Raw genomic sequence first — 21,525 nt, 5'->3', positions numbered from 1 at the left:
GCTTGAAACCCACAACAAAGGCTGCGTTTTGAAAATCCTGGCTGTTGAAGACGATCCGGTGGCGCGAAAAGTCCTGGTGCAGGCGCTGCGGCGTCTGGGCTACGAGGATGTGACAGAGGTCCGTGATGGGATGGAGGCGCTGGCGCAGCTGGAGAAGGAGCCGGCGCGGGTGATCGTGAGTGACTGGATCATGCCGGGGATCGATGGGCTGGAGTTGTGCCGGCAGGTGCGGGCGCGGTTGAAGAGCGATTATGTTTATTTCATCCTGCTGACGAGCCGCGAGGCGGACATCGAGAATCAGCGGGAGGCGATCGAAGCGGGGGTGGATGATTTTCTGGTGAAGCCGCTCGATCTGCAGGAGTTGTGGATGCGGTTGCGGGTGGCGGAGCGTATCCTGAGGTATGCGACGCAGGTGCAGCAGCTGGAGGCGTTTTTGCCGATCTGTTCGTACTGCAAGAAGGTGAGGGACGATCAAAATTACTGGCAGCAGATCGAAGGGTATATCAACGCGCGGACGGGGTCGGAGTTCAGCCACTCGGTGTGTCCGGATTGTTATCAGCGGTTGATCGTGCCGGAGCTGGAGGAGTTAAAGAGGAAGGCGGTGAAACCGGCGGTGGAGCGGCAATAGGGCGGTGCGTGACTCGATGGGTGCGGGCATGTTCATGGCGGTCACGGCTTAAGAGCGGGAGTGGCGGTCCGATGTGGTTAGCTGGATAACACGTGGAAACCAACGACTACTCACCTTTGCCGATTGGAGCGCAGCCTGCGGCGATGGATGAATTTTTACGGGCGTGGGTGCGGGTGGCGGGTGGCGTGATCGCGGCGGTGGCTGTGTCGGTGTTGTGCGGATGGGGTTTCCGGGTGCCGTTGCTGGTGTCGATCATGCCCGGAGGGGCGCCGATGGTGGTTAATACGGCGGTTTGCTTTTTGCTGATGGCGGCGGGGTTGCTGGCGTGGTCGTGGGATCAGTCTCGGTGGGCATGCTGGCTGTGGCTGATGACCGGGTTGATCTCGGTGGCGGTGCTGGTGGAGAATCTCGCGGGGGTTTCGCTGGGGCTGGATGAATTTTTTTGGAAGCAGGATCTGGCGGTGCCGACAAGCGCGCCGGGGCGGATGTCGCTGAATGCGGCGGTTTGTTTTTTATGCACGGCGCTGGCGTTGCTGGGGACGGTGTTGTTTGCGCGGAAGCGGTGGCTGGTGCTGGTCCCGGCGGGGGTGACGCTGTGCCTGGCGTTGCTTACGTTGCTGGGGTACGCGTCGGGGTTGAGGGCGGCGCATAGCTGGGGGGCGTACACGGGGATGGCGTTGCCGACGGCGCTGTTGTTTTTGGTGCTGGGGGCGACGGCGATCGAGGTGATGGCGCGGTTTCACCGGGGGCTGGGGTTTAATTCGCCGCCGGCGTTGTTCACGGTGGCGCTGGTGTTGCTGGTGGCGTGCGGGCGGATGAGCCATGTGATGAACGAGGGGGTGGGCGCGGCGGGCCGGGAAGTGGTGGGGGCGTATGAGTTTCGCGAGACGTTGAACCGACACTTGCTGGCGTTGACGCGGATGCAGTCATCGGACCGGGCGTATGCGCTAACGGGTGACGAGCACTATGCGGCGCGGCAGGTGGTTTATGTGTCGGAGTTGAGGGCGGCGATGGCGGCGTTGGAGTGGCATGCGGAGAGGAGTGAGTTCCGGCGGGGAAGGATCGAGCGGTTGAGGGGGTTGACGGATCAGAGGATCGCGGAGAGTGAGGCGATGATGCGCGCGCGCAGGGCGGGCGACATCGCGGAGCAGTTGCGGTTGATGCAGCCTTCGGCGCGTCTGGTCACGGCGCTGGCGGCGGAGATGGAGGCGGAGGAGGACGCGTTGTTGAAGGAGCGGGAGGGCGCGATGGAGCGGATCGAGCGCAATGCGGGGCTGGTGCTGGCGGCGGGTGTGGTCGTGGCGGCGTTGTTACTGGCGGCGGCTTTTTATCTGGTCCACCGGGCGAGGCGGGCGTTGCAGCTTTCGCACATGGCGCTGGAGCGGCGGGTGAATGAGCGGACGGCGGAGCTCCAGCGGAGCGAGGAGAGTCTGCGTTTCCTGGCTGATACGATGCCGCAGATGGTGTGGACGGCGCGGCCGGACGGGGTGGTGGAGACGTTTAACCGGGGGTGGAATGAGTACACGGGGATGAGCGGTGAGGAGTCGTTGGAGAATTGGGCGGGGGCGGTGCATGCGGATGATGTGGCGGGTTTCGGGGTGGAGTGGGCGGAGGCGTTGAAGGCGGGGCGGGAGGGGCGCGGAGAGTACCGGTTGCGCCGGAGGGTGGATGGGATGATGCGCTGGCATTTATGGCGGGCGCGTCCGCAGCGGGACCGGTTGGGGAAGGTGGTGCGGTGGGTGGGGACTTCGACGGACATCCATGATCAGAAGGCGGCGTCGCAGGCGCTGGAGCGCGCGGTGGGCGAGCGGACAGCGGAACTGGCGGCGGCGAAGGTGCAGCTGGAGGAGTCGAACCGGCTGCAGCGTGCGGTGCTGGACGGGACGGTGTTAAACGTCGTGGCGGCGAATACCGAGGGTGTGATCCAGATTTTTAATTCCGGTGCGGAGCGGATGACGGGGTGGAAGCGCGAGGAATTGGTGGGGCGGGAGACGCCGCAGGTTTTTCACGATCCGCAGGAAGTGGCTGTGCGCGCGGCTGAGCTCAGCCTCGAGCTGGGGCGGGTGATCGAGCCGGGGTTCGAGGTGTTTGTCGCGCGTGCGCGGCTGGGCGAGGTGGATGAGCGGGAGTGGACGTATGTGCGCAAGGATGGCGGGCGGCTGCCGGTGATGTTAACGGTCACGGCGCTGAGGGACCAGGCGGGGACGATCACGGGGTTCATGGGGATCGGGCATGATCTGACGCGGAGCAAGGCGGCGGAGTCGGCGTTGCGGGACAGTGAGGAGCGGTTCCGGCAGTCGTTCCAGTTTGCGGGCATCGGGATGGCGCTGGTGGGGCTGGACGGGCGGTGGCTGCAGGTGAATCCGGCGGTGTGCCAGATTCTCGGATACTCGCCGGAGGAGCTTTTCAGGAAAACGTTTCATGACATCACGCATCGGGATGATCTGGAGAACGACCTGACGTTGCTGCGGCAGCTGGTGGCGGGGGAGCGGTCGTTTTATCAGATGGAGAAGCGGTATCTGCATCGCGACGGGCGGATCGTGTGGGGGCGGCTGACGGTGACGTTGGTGAGGCAGGCGGATGGAGCGCCGGTGCATTTCGTGTCGCAGATCGAGGATATCGGCGGGCGCAAGGAGCTGGAGGAAAACCTGGCGCGGGCGCGCGACGAGGCGGTGGCGGCGGCGCGGCTGAAGTCGGAGTTCCTGGCGAACATGAGCCATGAGATCCGCACGCCGATGAACGGGGTGCTGGGGATGGCGCGGTTGCTCATGGAGACGCGGCTGGGGCAGGAGCAGAAGCGGATGGGGCAGGTGGTGCTGAGCAGCGCGGAGAATCTGCTCACGATCATCGACGACATCCTGGATTTTTCGAAGATCGAGGCGGGGAAGATGCGGATCGATCCGCATGGTTTCGACCTGGTGAAGCTGGTGAGGGAGACCTCGGAGCTGCTGGCGGCGCAGGCGCAGGCGAAGGGTGTGGCGCTTGTTTGCGAGACGGGTGTGGAGAAAACGTGCGGGCTGGTGGGTGACTCGGGGCGTATCCGGCAGGTGCTGACGAATCTGACGGGCAATGCGCTGAAGTTCACGGAGCAGGGGCGGGTCGAGATCATGCTGCGGATCGGGGATGAAGAGGGCGGCGAGCGGCGGATCTCGATCACGGTGAGTGACACGGGCATCGGGATCTCGCCGGAGGTGCAGGCGCGGCTTTTCCAGCCGTTCATGCAGGCGGAGGCGCGGGGGCGCAAATATGGCGGGACGGGGCTGGGGCTGGCGATCTGCCGGCAGCTGGTGGAGTTGATGGGCGGGCGGATCGGCTGCGAAAGCGGGGAGGGCACGGGTTCGCGTTTTTGGTTTCACCTGCAGCTGCCGGTGTGGCGGCCCGAGGAGGAGGAAATGGGACGGCCGGTGAAAGTGGCGCGCGCGCCAGGAGGGCTGACGTTGCTGGTCGCCGAGGATAATCCGGCGAATCAACTCGTCGCGCGGATGACGCTGGAGCGCATGGGGCATCAGGTCGTGCTGGCGAGCAATGGACGGGAGGCGCTGGAGAGGCTCGCGGCGGGGCGTTTTGACGCGGTGCTGATGGATTGCCAGATGCCGGAGATGGATGGCTATGAGGCGACGCGGCGGCTGCGGGACGGGCTGGCGGCGGGCGCGGATGTGGCGACGCCGGTGATCGCGCTGACGGCGTATGCGTTACCCGGAGACAGGGCGCGGTGCCTGGCGGCGGGCATGGACGAGTATGTGACGAAGCCGCTGGGTGCGGAGGCGCTGAGGCAGGCGCTGGCGCGTTGCGGGATCGATCCGGGGAAGTCGCGGACGGCACCGCCGATGGGGACGATGCCGCCGATGCCGGCCGGGTCGCGCGCGGTGCTGGACGAGGAGCAGCTGGGGCGGCTGGCGCAGTTAAAATCGCCGACGGGGGAGCCGCTCACGGAGCATTTGTTCAAGCTGCTGGCGGGCGAGATGCCGGGCCGGCTGGCGGCGATGGCGGCGGCACTGGAATCGCGCGATGCGGAGTTGCTGGGGCGGCTGGCGCATACGCTGGCGGGCAGTGGCGCGAATCTGGGGGCGGCGGCGCTGGAGGTGGTCGCGCGTGAGATAGAGAGCGAGGTGAAGCGGGAGGGCTGGGCGGAGGCATCGGGCTGCTTGACCCGCGTTGTGAACGAGTGGGATCGTCTGCGCGCCGAGCTGGTGCGACGGTTCCCCCAATCTTTCCCATGAAAATCCTGGCTGTAGAAGATGATCCTATTGCGAGCGCCGTGCTGGCCGCCTCGCTCGCTGCGCTGGGGCACGATGTTGTCCAGGCGACGGATGGGCTGGCGGCGTGGGATCTGTTGCAGCGCGAACCGATCCGCGTGGTGGTGTGCGACTGGCTGATGCCGAAAGTCGATGGACTGGAGCTGTGCGGCCGCGTGCGGGGACGGCCGGGCGATTACGTTTACTTTATCCTGGTCACGAATCGCACGCCGACGGTGGAGAACCAGGATGTGGCGTTCGCGGCGGGGGTGGACGATTTTCTGAGCAAGCCAGTCGATCACCAGGATCTGAAAACGCGGCTGCATGTGGCCGAGCGCATCCTGGGATTCACCTCGCAGATCCAGACGTTGGAGACGTTCATACCGATCTGTTCGTACTGCAAAAAGGTGCGTGATGACCGCAGTTACTGGCAGCAGATCGAGAGCTACATCAACCAGCGGACGGGGTCGGAGTTCAGCCACTCGATCTGCCCGGACTGTTATGAAAAGCATGTTACGCCGGAGCTGAAGGCGCTGGGATTGAAGCAGATCAAATATCCCGAGTGCAAAAAGGAGGGTCAGCCATGAGTGCCGGGGAACTGGATACGCGGGTGGCGCGGCTGGAGGAGCGGCTGGCGTGGTTCGAGCGCCATGTGGCGGAGCAGGATAAGGCGATGATGGAGTTGTCGGATCTGGTGGAGCGGATGCGGCGCGAGGTGCTGGCGCTGCGCGAGCGGAGTGCGGGGAGTGCCGGCGCGGGTGGTGTGGGTGACGCGGGGGCAGCGGAGTTGGATGAGAGGCCGCCGCATTATTGAATGCGGGGCGAGTTGGCGGAGGGACGCGGACCGGGTAGCGTTAAAGCCTTTTCAGCGAAGCGAGGGCCGCTCGGATGGAGAGCTGGACTCCGTGCCGACTGTGGACGACACGAAGGTCCTCCCTCCAGGATGCGGCCATCATTTTTTGAACTACTCTAAAGTTGGGAGCGGAAGAGGCCGCACAGGTGGTCGGCGGTTTTGATGTACCAAGGGCGGGAAGTGAACTCGTCGAAAGGAAGGGGCTTGGAGCGTTTCAGGTCGGCGTTGAAACTTTTGAGGAGATCGCGGGTGGCGACTTCGTCGATGATGTTAACGGCGATCTCGTCGTTGATGGCGAAGGAGCGATTGTCGAAGTTCACGGAGCCCACAGTGGAGAAGACGTCGTCGACGATCATGACTTTGCAGTGATACATGGCGGGTAAGTATTGGTGGATACGCACGCCGGCCTCGAGGAGTTTGCCCCAGCGGGAGCGGGAGGCGGCGCGGCCGAAGCGGGAGTCGTTGATGGCGGGAACGATCACATCGACCTCGATGCCGCGTTTGCGGGCGGCGAGGAGCATGTCGATGGCGAGGTCGTCGGGGACGAAGTAAGCCTGGGCGATCTTGATGGATTTACGGGCGGAGGCGATGGCGAGGAGGTGGGCGATGCGGGCGTTTTCGGGGTTTTCGTTGCGACCGCTTTTGTAGCATTGGGCGAGGGTGTCGCCGACGCCTTTGGACTCGGGAAAATAATCGGGGCCGACGAGGAGGCGCGAGGTGGTCTGGAGCCAGTTGGAGACAAAGACGGCCTGCATCTGGCGGACGGCGGGGCCTTCGACGCGGATCTGGGTTTCGCGCCAGACTTTTTCGGAGTCGGCGTCGCCGAGCCAGCGGTCGTCGATGCACATGCCGCCGGTGAAGCCGACCTTGCCGTCGACGACGAGGATCTTGCGGTGGGTGCGGTGGTTGATGTTGGGCTTGATATTCCACCAGTGCTCGCGGGCGTAGATGAGGAATTCGACGCCGCACTTTTTCATGCGCTCCTGTTCGTCGTGATCGAATTTGAGAGATCCCATGCCGTCGGCGAGGACGTGGACTTTGATGCCGGCACGGGCGCGTTCGCAGAGGGCGTCGATGAACTGGTCGCTGATTTTTCCGGAGGACCAGATGTAGGTTTCGAGGGTGACGGTTTTTTGCGCGCGGCGGATGGCGTCGAGCATGACGGGGAAGAAGCGTTCGCCGTTAATGAGGGTGGTGATTTTGTTGCCGCCGGAAAATTCCGCGCCGAGGAGAGGCCCGAGGGTGTCGGGGAAAACAGGATCGAGGGGGCCGTAGGAAACCTCGACGGGCTCGCGGAGAATTTTCGCGGAGGTGATCCAGAAATATGCCCCGAGTGCGGTGATGACACAGGCGGTGACGGTGAGCCAGTAGCGACGCGGGCTCATGCGGGGCGCGGGGGATTTATGGGGTTTGGAAATCGCGGTGGAGGCGTGACGGCGGCGAAGTCTGGAGAGGAAGGGGAGCATGGCGTCGTTTGAGCAGGTGACGCGCTAGGCCGAGCATGGTGGGGGCGGTTTCGGGCGGAGTGGCGGGTGATTATTTAGGAAAACCGGAGGGAGATTTTGGGGTCAGAGGCGGGGCTTCGTCTCAAATATTTTTTCCCACATGAAACCGGAATCTTCCGCGCGCCCTTTGACTGCGATGCAATCCGCAGGTGGATGGAAGCGTGCGCACTTCAAACGGCAGTGGTGGTTGATCGGTGCGGGCGCGTTGGTCGTGGCGGGCGTGGTGGTGGCGCTCGCGTTGGAATATGGCTGGTGGAGCGATCTGGTGGGCGCGATGGAGCGGGTGAACGCGGTGCTGACGGTGGTGTTGATGGCGTTGCTGCCGCTCGCGGGGTTTTCGATCGGCGTGGTGTATGTCGTGGCGGGAATGAAATTTGGTCTGGTGTGGGGCGGGGTGGTGATCGTGGGGGTGACTGCGGTACACTTGCTCGGGACGCACTGGATCGTGCGGAGTTTTTTGCGCGGGCCGATCGAGCGGTTTCTTGCGCGCAGGAATTTCCGGATGCCGGAGGCACCCGCGGGGGCGGAGCAGTCACTGGCGGCGATGGTGGCGCTGGTGCCCGGGCCGCCGTATTTTTTAAGAAACTACGGGCTGGCGCTTTCCGGGATGCCGTTGAGGAAGTACTTCTGGGTGTGCCTCGGCGTTTATACGGTGAGGTCGTATGTGACGCTGGCGCTGGGCGATCTGAGCGGAGATCCGAGCGGGGAGGGGTTCGCGTGGCTGGCGGGAATCCTAGTGGTGAAGCTCGTGGTGTGCGCGTTTTTGATCCGGAGGATCACGCGCAGGCATCGTGAGATGGGCGCAGGGCGGGAGTCGGAGAAATCCCGTGTGGCGCCGGTGGAGCGGTGAGCAGGCGTGCCAGGCGGAGATCAGAAGCTGGCGCGGACTTCCTGCTGGTGGCCGGGGGCTAGGGTGAGTTCGCCGAGGGCGGTGCATTCCTGGTCGTCGTTTTTGTAGAGGCGGAGTGTGAGGGGCTCGGTGGCGTCGGGGGTCTCCCAGCGCCATTTGCCGATGGAGACGAACTGGAGGGGGGAGCCTTTTTCCCAGCTCAGGCCGGGGCCTTCGCCGCGGACGAAGAGTTTGTTGCCGATGCCGATGTAAGCGGTGACGAGCAGGCGGGTGAAACCGTCGGAGGAGACTGCGGCGGGGGGCGCGGTGTCGTCGGGGGCGAGCTGGCTGTATTCGTTATGTGGAGCTGGGTCGGCGAGGTCTAGGCCGAGGGAGGGCTGGTCGTCGTCGCGGAGGAGGGATTTGCGCGGCAGGCGTTTACGGGCAGGCGCGGCGGGGTCGTCGGTAGTGACGGCGAGCGTGGGAGGGCTGACGGAACGCGCTGGCGCAGAGAAAGGCGGGTGGGAGGTGGCGAGGGAGACCTCGGGCGCGTGTTCGAAGTCGGTGGGTTGCGCGGAGGGCGGGGGCGTTTCTTCGGGGACGGAGATCGGTGGGGTGGTGGCCGGGGTAAAGGGGGCGAGCGTGGGGACGGTGGCGGCTGGAGCGTCTGTATTTGTGGGTATCGCGATGCTGGATGCGGCGGGCGCGGCGAGAAGCGGAAGTGCGGTGAGGCGGGTTTCGAGGGAGGCTAGGGCGGTGGAGACGGCGCGTTCGAAGGCGGCGGTGGCGGATTTTTGAGCGGAGGCGAGGGAGCGTTCAGCGTCGGCGCGGCTGGCGGCGAGCGCGGCGGTGGTGTCGGTCGCGGTGCGCTCGGCGGTGGCGGAGAAGCGGGTGAGGGATTGGTTGAGGTCGGCGAGGTGCTGGCGGGTGGCGGTCTCGAGGGCGGTGAGCTCGGCGGCGGTTTTGCGCACGGAGGCGAAGGCGGTTTCGAGGCGCTCGATCTCGGAGGTGCGCAGGGTGTTGACCTCCTGGGCGAGGACTTCGTTTTCGGTGACGGCGACTTCGTTGAGCTGGGTTTTGAAGTCGTTGATTTTTTCCTGAAGTTTCTGCGGGAGCTGGTCGGCGTGTTTGAGGGCTTTGTTCGCGGTGTCGGCGATGGCGTGGAGGCCCTGGGCGGCGATGCCGAGTTGTTCGGCGGACTCGGCGGTGGTGCGGGCGAGGGCGGCGATTTCGCTCTGGCGCTCGGCTAGGGCTAGATCCTGGCGGCGTGTGTAGTTTAGAAGAAAAGGGACGCAGGCGAGCACGGCACCGAGGGCGACGCAGCCGGCGGTGGCGATGAGCGGCGCGCCGGTGAGCGGGGCGGGTGACTGGCTCGCGATGAGGGCGGCGGTCCCGAGGAGGACGGCGTCGCCGACGATGAAGGGCCAGGGGTTTAATTTCGGGGCCTCGTCGGTGAGATTCATAGGCGCGCAGCGAGTGAGGATTTTGTGCGGCGGGAGATTTTTTATCTCAAGGCCAAAGGCGGGGCGTGTGAAACTGGCGGGTGGATCGGTGTGGGGGTGAGGTGAGTTTGGCGTTTCCAAGGAGGCATGCGCTTGTTGTGCTCTGGTTACGCCAATGGACTTCGCTCATTTCATGCGGATCGAGCGGGAGGTGCGTGGGAAAACCCACCACTATGTCGTGCATACGCGCGACCCGAAATTTTCCGTTGAGCTGGTGCCGGACGCGGAGGCGGCGGACAAGATCGGCAAAGGGGTGATCAAGCGGCTGTGCGTGCCGAATTCGTGCGTGGGAGATTACAGCAAGTGCGCGGCGTTCGTGACGGCGGCGCAGGAGTTTTTCCGGGAGTCGTTTGCCGAGCCGGTGTCGAAGGCGGAGACGCGGCGGTTCCAGGCGTGAGTGCGGCGAGGTGATCCGGGCGACGCGGTGGGCGTTGCGCGATGGCGGTGAGTGGCAGAGGGGGCGAAATTATTTCGCGGGTTCGCGGACGAGGCGGCCTTCTTGCTCGATGATCCGCACGTTGATGACGCGGCCGGTGTTTTCGCCGATGGAGGGCTCGATCGCAGTGACGAGGATGGGGAGATCGCCGCGGAGGTCAGGGCTCGCGCTCTGGTAATAGGCGGTGACGTTCCAGATCTCAGGCGTGCTGGCGGTGAGGGAGTTGGCTTCGCGGGCGGAGAGGGCGAGGTGTTTGGGATAGAGTGTGTAGGTGCTCGTGGTGACGTCGTTGCCGACGCGTTCGTAGCGGCCGGGGATGATGCGCGTCTGGGTGCTGGTGGAGGTTTTGCCGGTGGCGTCGGTGGTTTTGGTGACGGTTTGCACGCGTCCGCCGCCGAGCTCGGCGTAAACAGGCGTGGAGAAGGTGACGGTGCGCGTCTCCGGCTGGCCGATACCGTAGGCGATGGTGATGTTCAGGGCGGCGTCGGCGGGGAGGGGGGCCTCGGTGTAGCCACGGCGGTTGAGGGCGTTGCGGAGCAAGGCGGAGGCTTCGCGAAACTGGAGGGTGGCGGGATCGAGATCCTTCGAGCCGGAGGCGAGCGTATAGGTGCGGAGCGCGGGCGCGGAAGCGGGGTCGTTAATCGCATCGACGCGGACGAGGTATGAGGGCGCGGCGCATCCAGCGAGCAGGAGAAGTGCAGCGGCAAGCGCGGCAAAGAGAGAGGGCGTGGAGCTGAAGCGAAGCGTGGGGCGTGTCATGAGGGCGTGGAGCGAGCTGGGTGGCGTGTCGGTTGACGATGGTTCGAAGCGGCAGAGACAGCTGTGTTTGCGGGCGGTTGCAGCGAGAAAGTTGTTCGAGGCTTTCGCGGGGCACGCGTACAAGTCAGCAACTACTGACTGTAAGACGCTGGCTTGGTTGTGTGGCGCAGGTGGCAGGCAAAAAGGTCCGCAGCTTTTTCTTAATCTCCTTTCGGACCGCCATGGTTTGTTTGGAGACATTTTTCAGATCACCCAACCCCGCTTCGTTTCTCGCTTCCATGTTCCGGCTGGCCGCATCGCGTGTGCCTGCAGGAGTCCCTCCTCCCTTTCGCTTTTATGAAAACCTCGTCCTGGTTTGTCGCGTTCCGCCGGTTGTGCGGATTTTCGCTCCTCGCGCTGTCGCTCACGGCGGCGCCTTCTCTAATGGAAAATCTAGGGCGCGGCACGGTCGCGCTCCGCACCAGTTCGACCGATGTGTTCGTGAGCTGGCGTATGCTCGGCACGGATGCGGCGGATGTGTCGTTTAACGTCTATCGCTCCACGGGCGGCGGTGCTGCGGTGCTGGTCAATAGTTCGCCGCTGACCGCGCCCACGCACCTGGTGGACAGCACGGCAGACCTCACGCAGACGAACGCATACTCGATCGCGCCGATCGTCGGCGGTGTCGAGCAGGCGGCCGGTTCTGTCTTCATGCTCGCGGCTAACGCTGTGGTGAAGCCTTACCTCTCGCTGCCGTTGCAAATTCCGGCGGGCGGCACCACGCCTTCGGGCGAGGCTTACGATTATACTGCCAGTGATTCTTCGGTCGGCGACCTGGACGGCGACGGCGAGTACGAGATGATTGTGAAGTGGGAGCCGTCCAATTCGAAGGACAACTCCCAGTCGGGCTACACCGGCAACGTTTACCTCGATGGGTACAAGCTCGATGGCACGCGACTCTGGCGGATCGATCTCGGCCGCAATATCCGCGCAGGCGCCCATTACACGCAGTTTCTCGTGTATGACTTCGACGGCGACGGCCGCGCCGAACTCGTCTGCAAAACCGCGCCGAACACAAAGGACGGCACGGGCACGTTCATCGGCCAGGCAGGAAAGTTCCTCGGCACGCCGACCGCCGCGATCGACCACAACGCCGACTACCGCAACGCGGGCGGCTACGTGCTGACGGGGCCGGAGTTTTTCACCGTATTCGATGGTCTCACTGGCGGCGAACTGGCGACGACCAACTATGTCGTGCCGCGTAACAACAACCCTGCGAGCGGCGATGTCACCGCTTGGGGCGACGACTACGGCAATCGCGTGGACCGCTTCCTTGCAGGTGTCGCCTATCTCGACGGCCAGCGGCCGAGCATTGTGCTGTGCCGCGGCTACTACACGCGTGCAGTTATCGTCGCTTGGGACTGGCGGGGCGGGCAACTCACGCAACGCTGGACCTTCGACACGGATGCCGGCGCTCCAAATGCGCCTTATGCCGCGTGGAGAGGGCAGGGTGCTCACTCGCTTACGGTCGGCGATGTCGATGGCGATGGTCGCGACGAGATCACTTACGGCGCCGCCGCGATCAACGACGACGGCACCGGTCTTTATTCCACGCAGCTCGGCCATGGCGACGCGCTTCACCTGAGCGATATGGACCCGACCCGTCCCGGCCTCGAAGTCTGGATGGTTCACGAAGATCCAGGCAGCTACGGCGGGAACGGCGGCGAGTTTCGCGATGCACGCACTGGCGCGCTCATCTTCGGTGTGAGCGGGCAGGGCGTGGACATCGGCCGCGGTGTCGCTGGCGACATCGATCCGCGTTACCTCGGATATGAAATGTGGGCCTCGCGCGGCGGACTCATGGCTGCCAACGGCACCCAGATCAGTGCCTCCCGCCCCGGCCAGATGAATTTCATGTCCTGGTGGGATGGCGACCTACTTCGCGAGATCCTCGATGGCACCACCATCAGCAAATGGAACTGGACCACCAACAACAGCACCACGCTGCTTTCGGCCACCGGCGCAGGCTCCAATAACAGCACGAAGGCCACGCCCAATCTCTCTGCCGATATCCTCGGCGACTGGCGCGAGGAACTCGTCCTGCGCTCAAACGACAATACCGAGCTTCGCATCTACACGACGACGATCCCGACCGTTCATCGGTTAGTCACGCTCATGCACGACCGTCAGTACCGTACGGCCATCGCGTGGCAGAATGTCGGATACAACCAGCCCCCGCACCCCAGCTTCTTCCTCGGCGACGGTATGACTCCGCCGCCCGCGCCGGACATTGTCACCTCGCTGGCTGCGCTGGGTTCACCCGTGCCTGCGATCAACTCCATCAATCGTCACGATCCACTTCCCGCCGGCACCGGTGCCTCCAGTGTGACCTTCCGTGTCACGTTTAACACGCCTGTCAGTGGTGTGAACACGGCGGACTTCATTGTTTCCACGACCGGCAATATCGCCGGCAGCGTCACGACGGTCACGCCGCTCAGCGCCGTCGCGTACAATGTCACCGTCGGCAGTATCACCGGCACCGGTACGATCCGCCTCGACCTTGCCGCCAGTGGCACGGGGATTGTTTCTCTCGCGGACGCCACCCCGATCGTCGGCGGTTTCACCTCCGGACAGATTTACAACCGCGCGACTCTCGCCTGGATAAACCAGGCCACCGGCGGCCTCTGGAGCGATGCGGCTAATTGGGACGGCGGTGTCGTCGCCAGCGGCGTCGGAGCCATCCCGATCTTCGGTAACTTCAATCTCACCGCCAACAACACCGCGCGGCTCGACGCGCCACGCACACTCAGCGGCCTGACGTTTGGCGACACCGACATCACCTCTCCCGCGAGCTGGATCATCGACGATAACGCCGACTCCGCCAACGTCCTCACGCTCGATGTCACCAGCGGCAGCCCGGCCATCACCGTCGGCACGCTTGGCACTGGCGCGACGGCCACGCTCTCGACCGCCCTTGGCGGCACCGATGGCTTCACGAAGACCGGCGCCGGCACGCTCGTGTTGAACAAGGCCAATTCCGTCACCGGAGTTCTTAACGTCACCGGCGGCACCCTGCGCATCGACAACGGAGGCGCGCTCGCGCTTGGCGGCACCAACACCGCCAACGTCACCACCACCAGCGGTTCCACTCTTCTCGTGAACGGCGGCAGCTTCACCTCTGGCGGCCTTGTCACCCTTGGCGGCGGCAACACCATCCCCGGTATCCTTCGTGTGGATGCCGGTACGGTCGCGCTCAATGGCGGCATCCGCACCAACAACGACAGCGGCAGCACCGTCCGCATCACCGGCGGCACTTTCACCGCGACCGACGTCAACATCCGCCGCAACGCTGCGGCCACTGTCGACTACAACAGCGGCTTCATCGTCAGCGGCGGCACCTCGACCGTCGGCACGATCTTCCTGGGTAATAACAACTCGACCGGAGCCATGTCCGTCGAAGGAGGCTCCCTCACCGCCACCGGCGCGATCACCGTCGGCAATAACGCCAGCTCCACGCGCGGCGGCGGCATGCGGGTCACCGGCGGAACATTCAGCTCCACCAACGCCGTCTCCGGCATCATCCTCACCCGGGCCTCGGGCAATCCGAGTAACGCCAACTTCAGCGGTGGCGTGAGCGAGGTGGAGAAATTCACCTTCGGCTTCGATAACGCGGTCGTCGCCGGCTCCGGCACGCTCAACCTCAGCGGCTCCGGCGCGCTCTACATCGGCGCGGGCGGCCTCGTCAAAGGCACGACCTCCACCACCTACACCACCGCGATCAACCTCACCGGCGGCACCCTTGGAGCAAAATCTTCCTGGTCCACCACGCTGCCCATGACCTTGACCAATGTGCCCGTGATCAACGCTGCTGATTCCGTCGGCACCGCGCGTGCGATCACCCTCAACGGTGTGCTCTCCGGCGCTGGCGGTTTCACGAAAACTGGCGCGGGTGCGCTGACACTGACTGCGACGAACACCTTTGCCGGCAGCGTCGCGATCAACGACGGCACGCTCGTCCTCGGCACGGGTTCCAGCCTGGCCGCAGGCGGCAGCGTCACCATCAACGGCGGCCAGCTCGCAGGCAACGGGGCGACGGCGAAAGCCATTGCGCTCAACTCCGGCGGCTCCGTGTCGCCCGGTATCAGCGACGCGGGCACGCTCGGTGGTTCCTCGCTCACCTGGAACGGCGGCGGCCGGATCGCCCTCGATCTCGGTGCTTCCGGCGACCTGCTCGCGCTCACCGGCGCGCTCACGAAAGGCTCGGCCGGCGCGTACACGTTTGCCTTCACACCGCTTTCCGCCCCAGCGGTCGGCGACGTTCGCACGCTCGCGACTTTCGGCTCCACCAACTTTGCCGCCTCGGATTTCACCGCGACCGGCCTCGGTTATGTGCGCGGCGATTTCGCCGTCACGGGCAGCGCGCTCACCTTTACCATCACGAGCGATGGCTCCGGCTGGAACGCCTTTAATACCTGGGTTGCGACGAGCGGCCTGCCCGCCGGTTTCAACGGACCGTCCGACGACTTTGACAGCGACGGCTCCAGCAACCTGCTCGAGTTCATCCTCGGCGGAGACGCGACGCTTGCCGGCCCCGATGCCGTCTCGCTCGTGAAAGTCACCGACGCCGGCCAGGAATATCCGGCGCTTCGCTACGCCCGCCGCATCGCGCGCGGCGATGTGAAGATTGAGTCACGTGCCGCCACGGCTCTTGACTTCGCCACATCGCTTGGCTCCGTCGAAGTGTCGGTTACGCCGCAGGGCGACGGCACGGAACTCGTGATCGTTCGTTCTTCGGTGTCCTTCACGCAGGAACCCCGTCAATTTCTCCGCCTCTTCGTTACCCTTCCCTAAATTAACATGACCACGCATCGCATCACCCTGCTGGCCGCGTTCTGTGCTGCCGCATTGTCGGCCCAGGCCGGTACCACCGTTACTTCCGCGCCCTACGGCGCCATGACCTCGTCCATCGCCACCAGCACCGCCGGCCTCGCTTTCCCCCTGAGCTCCGACGTGTTCGCCGGCCGCATCTCGGCGAACTCCGCCAGCACGCTCACCTTTGAGACCACCGGCCTCGCGGCTGCGCTCACCACGGGTGAAAAATACTACGTCGAGATCGTCAGCGGCCCGCTCGAAGGCGAACGCTTCGACCTCAACACCGCCACCACGATCAGCTCCGGCACTGCCACACTCGATCTCGCTGCCGCTTCCAACAGCACGAGCAACACGCTCCTCGTCGATGTCCTCGCCCAGGCCCGCGCCGTCGTTCGCCCGCATGTGACCTTGGCCAAACTCGGCGCCATGTTCTCCCCCGCGCTCGTCGGTAACGCGGCTAATGCCCAGGCAGACGGCGTTCGCATCTATGGCGGCCCCACGGGGCAGACCACCTACTATCTCCGCACCGACGGTACCTGGCGCAGCTCCCCGACCTCGGCCGATCAGAGCGCCCTCGTCATCGCTCCTGATACCAGCGTGATCGTGGTCCTTCGCTCCGGCTCCAAACAATGGAGCCACCTCGGCGCCGTGCGCACGAACGTCTTCCGCAAAAAGCTCAAGACTGGTATCCAGAGTTTCGCCACGGGCTTCCCGCTCGATCTCTCTGCTGTGCAGATCGGTGCCTTTGTCGATCCGCTCGAAGCCTCCACCATCCGCTGGACCGGTGCGGATGTCTCCGCCCAGGCCGACACGCTGCGCGTCCACGACAGCGCCTCAGACACCTACAAGATCAACTACCTCCGCGCCGACGGCGCCTCCTGGTATCTGACCGGCGGCTCCACAGATATTTCAGCGACGCCTTTCCTGCCCGCTCAAGGAGCCTTGCTCGTGGGCCGTCAGAAAGCTGACGCCGGTTACCTGATCATCCGCCCCTTCAGCCTCTAACGCTGTTTTTGCTCTCCTGAGCGCGCCTTATCCGGCGCGCTCTTTTATTTCCCGGACCCCAGACTGTCCGATTGAAAACGACCTGAATGTGACCCTCGCGCCCGCCACACATGGCCGCGCTTTTCCCCTCTTTCGTTTCTCCCGCATCACCGGAGAAAACGAATCCCGACCCACACCTGTCAGCGACCCTCTCCATGCATCACCGTATCGTCCCCCCCACGCTCCGCCGCGCCTTGCTGGCGGCCCTCGCGCTCACCGCGGGCACCGCCTCCACCTTCGCCATCCCCGCGTTCCCCGGAGCCGAAGGCTTTGGCGCCAACTCCCTCGGCGGTCGCGGCGGTACCGTCTATCGCGTCACCAACCTCAACGACTCCGGTGCCGGCTCCTTCCGTGACGCCGTCAGCGTGGCCAACCGCACCGTCGTCTTCGATGTCGGCGGCATCATCCGCATCAACAGTGCCGTTGTCGTCAAAAGCAACATCACCATCGCCGGCCAGACCGCGCCCGGCGGCGGCATCACGATCTACGGTAATCGCGTGTCGTTCTCAGACGCGAACAACACCATCTGCCGCTACATCCGCATCCGCGAAGGTATCAACGGCGATAGCGGCACCGACGCCGTCGGTATCGCCTCGGGCCGCGACATGATCTTTGACCACGTCTCCGCTTCGTGGGGACGCGACGAAACTTTCTCCATCAGCGGCGGCAGTGTTGCCAACATCACGCTCCAGGACTGCATCGTCGGCCAGGGATTGCTCGTCCACTCGGCCGGCGGTCTCGTCCAGACGGGCGGAGGCGTAAGCATTTTCCGCACGCTCTACATCGATAACTGGATGCGTAATCCAAAGATCAAAGGCGTGAACGACTATCAGAACAACGTCGTCTACAACTGGGGCAGCGGCGGCGGTTACATTCCGGCCGGTGACTCTGCGGGCGACACGTTCGCCAACATGATCGGCAACTATTACGTCGGCGGCTTCGATTCCGGCGTCGGCACATCGCCGTTCAAAACCGGCAACGAAAACTACCGCCTCTACCACGCGAACAACCGCGAAGATCTCGACTTGGATGGCACGCTCGATGGCACGACGGTCACCGATGCGAGCTTCCCTACATTGCAGCTCGTCAACACGCCCTTCGCGTATCCCGCTCCGCTGATCCTGCTCACGCCCGAGCAGTCGCTCCAGCACATCGCCACGTATGCCGGCGCTTCGCTCGTTCGCGACTCGGTCGACACGAACATGATTACCGAGCTCCTCAGCTACGGCACCTTGGGCAAGCAGATCTATAACGAAAGCGAAGTCGGCGGCGTCGGCACCGTCGCCCCCGCGCCCACGGCGGTCATCGATACCGACAATGACGGCATGCCCGATTGGTGGGAGCAAGCTGCCGGCACCAATGCCGCCCTGGCCGACAACAACGGCGACATTGATGGAGACGGCTATACGAACATCGAGAATTACATCAACTCCCTCGCCAACGTCGGTGTTCCTCTGCTCGCCATCTCGGGTGTTGCCACCGATACCGGCGTTTCCTCCGCCGATGAGATCACGAGTGACGGCTCGCTTGTGATCAACGGTGTGGCTCCCGCGGGAGCCACTGTTCAAGTCTCCCGTATCGACACCGGCGTGATTGGCTCTGTTGTCGCGGATAGCTCGGGCAACTGGTCCTTCGATTACACCAGCGTCGTCCTTCCGCAGCGTTACTACGGGTTCAAGGCCGCGCTCGATTTCGGTGGTGGCTCATTCTCGCTCCCCACACCCACGCTCATCGTGAACGTTGATAACACCGCGCCCGCCACGCCTGTCATCACCAGCCTGGTCACCTCGCCAAGTTATACCTTCACCGGCACGGCCGAGATTTTCTCAACTGTCTCCGTGGAACTCGTCGGTGTCGGCATCGTCGCCACGGCCACCGCCGATGGCGTGGGCAACTGGTCGGCCAGCTACGTGGGTGCTCCGCTTCCTCCCGGTGCCTATGATTTCACTGCCACCGCCACCGACCTCGCGGGCAACACCGGTGCCGCTTCCGGCCTCTATTCGGTCAACACCGCGTTGTCCTCGCCGGTCTTCACCGGCATCAGCACCGATTCCGGACTCTCTGCGACCGACCAGATCACCAACGACACCACGCTCAACTTCACGGGCACCGCTCCCGCCAGCTCCACGATTGCCATCACACGCGTCGGCACCGGAGTGATCGGCAGCGCCACCGCGAACGGCTCTGGTGTCTGGAATTTCAACTACAGCGGCACCACGCTCGCCTCGGGCCAGTACACGTTCACCGCCACCGCGGCCAGCGGCGGCAGTTCCAGTCCGGCCTCGGCGCCTTTCCTCGTCACGGTGGACACCGCCCGCCCCACGATCCCCTCGATCGTCCGCTACAATCCGGCCACATCGGCAACGACCTCCTCGACCATCGTCTTCCGCGTGAACATGGACGAGCCGGTCATCAACGTTGACGCGACCGACTTCGCGCTCACCAAGTCGCCGACTTCCCTGGGCGGCACCATCTCCTCGGTCGTGCAGGTTACGCCGAGCGTTTACGACGTCACGATCACGGGCGCCAGCGGCGACGGCACCATCCGCCTCGACCGCCTCGCCTCCGCCAACATCACCGACTACGCCGGCAACGTCAGCAACACCGCCTACACCGGCGGTTCGCTCTACACCATCCGTCTCGCCGGTTCCGGCGTGTGGACCAATACCGACTCAGGCGGACTCTGGAGTGATTCGGCCAACTGGGAAGCGGGCGTCATCGCCAGCGGCTCCGGTACCACCGCAGATTTCGCCACGCGCGACATCGATGAAAACGTCGTCGCTCAGCTCGACTCCCCGCGCACTGTCGGTCGCGTGGTCTTCGGCGACGCCGACTTCACCACCAGCGGCACCTGGACGCTGGCTAACAACGGCAGTGCCGCCAATATCCTCACGCTCGCGGGCACCGCACCGACCATTCAGGTTAATGCCGCCACCACGCCGACGGGAGATACTGCCGACGTTCCCGCCGCTTCCGCGTATCCGTCAACGCTCGACGTCGTGCTCGCCGGTTCCGGCGGTCTGACCAAGACCGGCGTCGGCACGCTGCAAATCACCAAACCCGCCACGATCACCGGTCCGCTCACGATCACCAAGGGTATCGTGCAGATCGGAGAGGGCGGTTCCTACACGCCTGATTCGGTCAGCATCGCGGTCTCGCAACAACTGCGTGTCGCCGGCGGCTCGTTCAGCACACCGGGTAACGTTACCATGGTCTCTGGCACCGGCGTCGGCGTCGTGGTCAGCGGCGGCACCGCCAGCTTCCAAAAGATCATCCCAAGCAACGCTCGCAACGGCATGGTCAAGGTCACCGGCGGCACGATGACCGCGACGGACATTTCCTTCCAGCGCAGTGGCGACGCCGCCAACATGTTCGGTGTCGGTCTCGTGATCCAAGGTGGTGAATCCACCGTCGGCACCGTCGGCCTCGGCACGGGTAATTCCTGGGGCGCGATGTCTGTCGAAGGCGGCAAGATCACCGTCACCGGCGAACTCAACGTCGGCTTCCAGGCGACCTCCGCTCGCGGCGGTCAGCTCCGCGTCCTGGGCGGCGAACTCAACATCACTGATCCGGCCACGGGCCTCATCCTATCGCGCAACCCCGGCAGCAACGTGAATAACGTGGGCGAGCTCACGATCACCGGCGGCACGGTCAATGCCGCCCGCGTGCTCCTCGGCTACAACTCCACGGCCTCGGCCGGCAGTGCGACGATCGCGCTCACCAACGGTGAACTGAACATCGGCACCGGTGGCATCGTGAGAAACGGCTCCGGCACTTTCGCCAGCAACGTGAACCTCAACAGCGGTGTTCTCGGCGCTCTCGCGCCGTGGAGCACGACTACGCAGGCCATCAACGTTCTTGGCACGCCCGCCGTGTTCCAAATTCGCGCGGCCAATGCGCAAGGCACGCCGTTCGACATCGCTCTCGGTGCCAACGTCGCCGGTGCCGGTGGATTCGCCAAGACCGGTGCGGGCAAGCTCACGCTCTCGGCCGCCACCACCTTTGCCGGCAGTCTCGATGTAAACGACGGCACGCTCGCCATCACCGGCAGCCTCGCCGCCGGTGGCGCGGTTAACGTCAACTCCGGGGCGCTCACGGGCACCGGCACGATCAACAAAGCGGTTGTTCTCAACTCCGGTGCCGTCGTCTCGCCCGGTATCGGCGGCTCCGGTACGCTCACAGCCGCCTCGCTCACCTGGAACGCCGGCGGCACGCTCGCCTTCGATCTCGGCGCGGTCAGCGACAAGCTAGCGATCAGCGGCGCACTCTCCCGGGGCACCTCTGGAGCCTACACGTTCGCCTTCACCCCGGCCGCACCGGCGGTGATCGGCACGAACTACACGCTCGCGACCTTCGGTTCGACCGACTTCGCCGCCGATGACTTCTCCGCGACCGGCCTCGGTATCGCGAAGGGCAAGTTCGTCGTGAACGCGGGCTCGCTCGTCTTCACGATCACGAGCGACGGCTCCGGCCAGCTCGCGTACGACGCCTGGGCTGCTGGCTATGTCTTCCCCGCTGGCCTCGAAGGTCCTGCGGCCGATGCGGACGGCGACGGCCAGGGTAACCTGCTCGAATTCATCCTCGGCCAGAACCCGCTCTCTGCCGGTGTTGAAAACGTGAAGCTCGTCACCATCGCCGATGACGGCGCTGATTATCCTGCACTCCGCTTCACCCGTCGCATCGCCCGTGGCGATGTCGGCCTCGAAGTCCGCGTGACCACCGCCCTCGACTTCTCCAGCACGCTCGGTGCGGTCGAACTCTCGGCAGTCAACCAGGGTAACGGCACCGAACTCGTCACGGTGCGCTCGGCGGTCTCGTACGCGGTGCAGCCGAAGCAGTTCCTCCGCCTCGAAGCCACGCTCCCGTAAGCGATCTTTTCAAAG

General features: G+C 64.5%; 12 protein-coding genes. 9 read left to right on the top strand and 3 right to left on the bottom strand.

Annotation, left to right across the window (positions count from 1 at the left end):
• Positions 1 to 28: 28 nt before the first annotated feature.
• From CMV30_RS05570 to CMV30_RS05555, 4 genes are all read left to right on the top strand, one after another.
• Positions 29 to 628 (top strand): response regulator, encoded by a 600-nt coding sequence (locus tag CMV30_RS05570; protein WP_096055096.1) that lies wholly within the window; start codon positions 29 to 31, stop codon positions 626 to 628.
• A 92-nt stretch (positions 629 to 720) separates the two neighbouring features.
• Entirely contained in the window at positions 721 to 4,848 is a 4,128-nt protein-coding gene (locus CMV30_RS20625; protein ID WP_138223149.1) for a PAS domain S-box protein, read from the top strand.
• Positions 4,845 to 5,450 carry a response regulator gene (locus CMV30_RS05560; RefSeq protein WP_096055094.1) on the top strand — a complete coding sequence of 202 codons (606 nt, stop codon included), beginning with the start codon at positions 4,845 to 4,847 and terminating at the stop codon, positions 5,448 to 5,450. The genes CMV30_RS20625 and CMV30_RS05560 overlap by 4 nt, the downstream gene beginning before the upstream one ends.
• Positions 5,447 to 5,677, top strand: a complete 231-nt coding sequence (locus CMV30_RS05555) for a SlyX family protein (protein ID WP_096055093.1) — start codon at positions 5,447 to 5,449, stop codon at positions 5,675 to 5,677. Before CMV30_RS05560 ends, CMV30_RS05555 begins: the two co-directional genes overlap by 4 nt.
• Positions 5,678 to 5,832: 155 nt before the next feature.
• Here CMV30_RS05555 and CMV30_RS05550 read toward each other — a convergent pair whose 3' ends face one another.
• On the bottom strand, positions 5,833 to 7,101 hold the full coding sequence (locus CMV30_RS05550; RefSeq protein WP_175414738.1) for a phospholipase D-like domain-containing protein: 1,269 nt from the start codon (positions 7,099 to 7,101) through the stop codon (positions 5,833 to 5,835).
• 256 nt (positions 7,102 to 7,357) lie between these two features.
• Between CMV30_RS05550 and CMV30_RS05545 the strand changes: the two genes are divergently transcribed.
• Positions 7,358 to 8,071 carry a TVP38/TMEM64 family protein gene (locus CMV30_RS05545; protein ID WP_138223148.1) on the top strand — a complete coding sequence of 238 codons (714 nt, stop codon included), beginning with the start codon at positions 7,358 to 7,360 and terminating at the stop codon, positions 8,069 to 8,071.
• A 20-nt stretch (positions 8,072 to 8,091) separates the two neighbouring features.
• Here the strand turns inward: CMV30_RS05545 and CMV30_RS05540 are convergent, their stop codons facing one another.
• Positions 8,092 to 9,513, bottom strand: coding sequence for a hypothetical protein (locus CMV30_RS05540; RefSeq protein WP_138223147.1), 1,422 nt, complete (start codon positions 9,511 to 9,513; stop codon positions 8,092 to 8,094).
• Positions 9,514 to 9,667: 154 nt separating this feature from the next.
• On the opposite strand from CMV30_RS05540, the gene CMV30_RS05535 reads away from it, so the two are divergent.
• Positions 9,668 to 9,949 (top strand): hypothetical protein, encoded by a 282-nt coding sequence (locus tag CMV30_RS05535; RefSeq protein ID WP_096055089.1) that lies wholly within the window; start codon positions 9,668 to 9,670, stop codon positions 9,947 to 9,949.
• Between the two features lie 69 nt (positions 9,950 to 10,018).
• Here the strand turns inward: CMV30_RS05535 and CMV30_RS05530 are convergent, their stop codons facing one another.
• Positions 10,019 to 10,747: a hypothetical protein gene (locus tag CMV30_RS05530; RefSeq protein WP_138223146.1), complete on the bottom strand. Its 729-nt coding sequence runs from the start codon at positions 10,745 to 10,747 to the stop codon at positions 10,019 to 10,021.
• A gap of 336 nt (positions 10,748 to 11,083) precedes the next feature.
• Here CMV30_RS05530 and CMV30_RS05525 point away from each other — a divergent pair, with 336 nt between their 5' ends.
• From CMV30_RS05525 to CMV30_RS05515, 3 genes are all read left to right on the top strand, one after another.
• A complete protein-coding gene (locus CMV30_RS05525; RefSeq protein WP_096055087.1) occupies positions 11,084 to 15,577 on the top strand; it encodes a rhamnogalacturonan lyase in 4,494 nt (1,497 codons plus the stop codon).
• A 6-nt stretch (positions 15,578 to 15,583) separates the two neighbouring features.
• Positions 15,584 to 16,603 (top strand): hypothetical protein, encoded by a 1,020-nt coding sequence (locus CMV30_RS05520; protein ID WP_096055086.1) that lies wholly within the window; start codon positions 15,584 to 15,586, stop codon positions 16,601 to 16,603.
• 194 nt (positions 16,604 to 16,797) lie between these two features.
• Entirely contained in the window at positions 16,798 to 21,510 is a 4,713-nt protein-coding gene (locus CMV30_RS05515; protein WP_138223145.1) for an Ig-like domain-containing protein, read from the top strand.
• Positions 21,511 to 21,525 lie beyond the last annotated feature (15 nt).

Source organism: Nibricoccus aquaticus (assembly GCF_002310495.1).
Classification (GTDB): domain Bacteria; phylum Verrucomicrobiota; class Verrucomicrobiia; order Opitutales; family Opitutaceae; genus Nibricoccus; species Nibricoccus aquaticus.
Note: the sequence above shows the minus strand (reverse complement) of the source record. Positions and strands in the feature narration are given on the sequence as shown.

Coding starts and splice junctions, on each gene's coding strand:
- CMV30_RS05560 (WP_096055094.1), top strand. CDS start 4,845: ATGAAAATCCTGGCTGTAGAAGATGATCCTATTGCGAGCGCCGTGCTG.
- CMV30_RS05555 (WP_096055093.1), top strand. CDS start 5,447: ATGAGTGCCGGGGAACTGGATACGCGGGTGGCGCGGCTGGAGGAGCGG.
- CMV30_RS05550 (WP_175414738.1), bottom strand. CDS start 7,101: ATGAGCCCGCGTCGCTACTGGCTCACCGTCACCGCCTGTGTCATCACC.
- CMV30_RS05545 (WP_138223148.1), top strand. CDS start 7,358: ATGCAATCCGCAGGTGGATGGAAGCGTGCGCACTTCAAACGGCAGTGG.
- CMV30_RS05540 (WP_138223147.1), bottom strand. CDS start 9,513: ATGAATCTCACCGACGAGGCCCCGAAATTAAACCCCTGGCCCTTCATC.
- CMV30_RS05535 (WP_096055089.1), top strand. CDS start 9,668: ATGGACTTCGCTCATTTCATGCGGATCGAGCGGGAGGTGCGTGGGAAA.
- CMV30_RS05530 (WP_138223146.1), bottom strand. CDS start 10,747: ATGACACGCCCCACGCTTCGCTTCAGCTCCACGCCCTCTCTCTTTGCC.
- CMV30_RS05525 (WP_096055087.1), top strand. CDS start 11,084: ATGAAAACCTCGTCCTGGTTTGTCGCGTTCCGCCGGTTGTGCGGATTT.
- CMV30_RS05520 (WP_096055086.1), top strand. CDS start 15,584: ATGACCACGCATCGCATCACCCTGCTGGCCGCGTTCTGTGCTGCCGCA.
- CMV30_RS05515 (WP_138223145.1), top strand. CDS start 16,798: ATGCATCACCGTATCGTCCCCCCCACGCTCCGCCGCGCCTTGCTGGCG.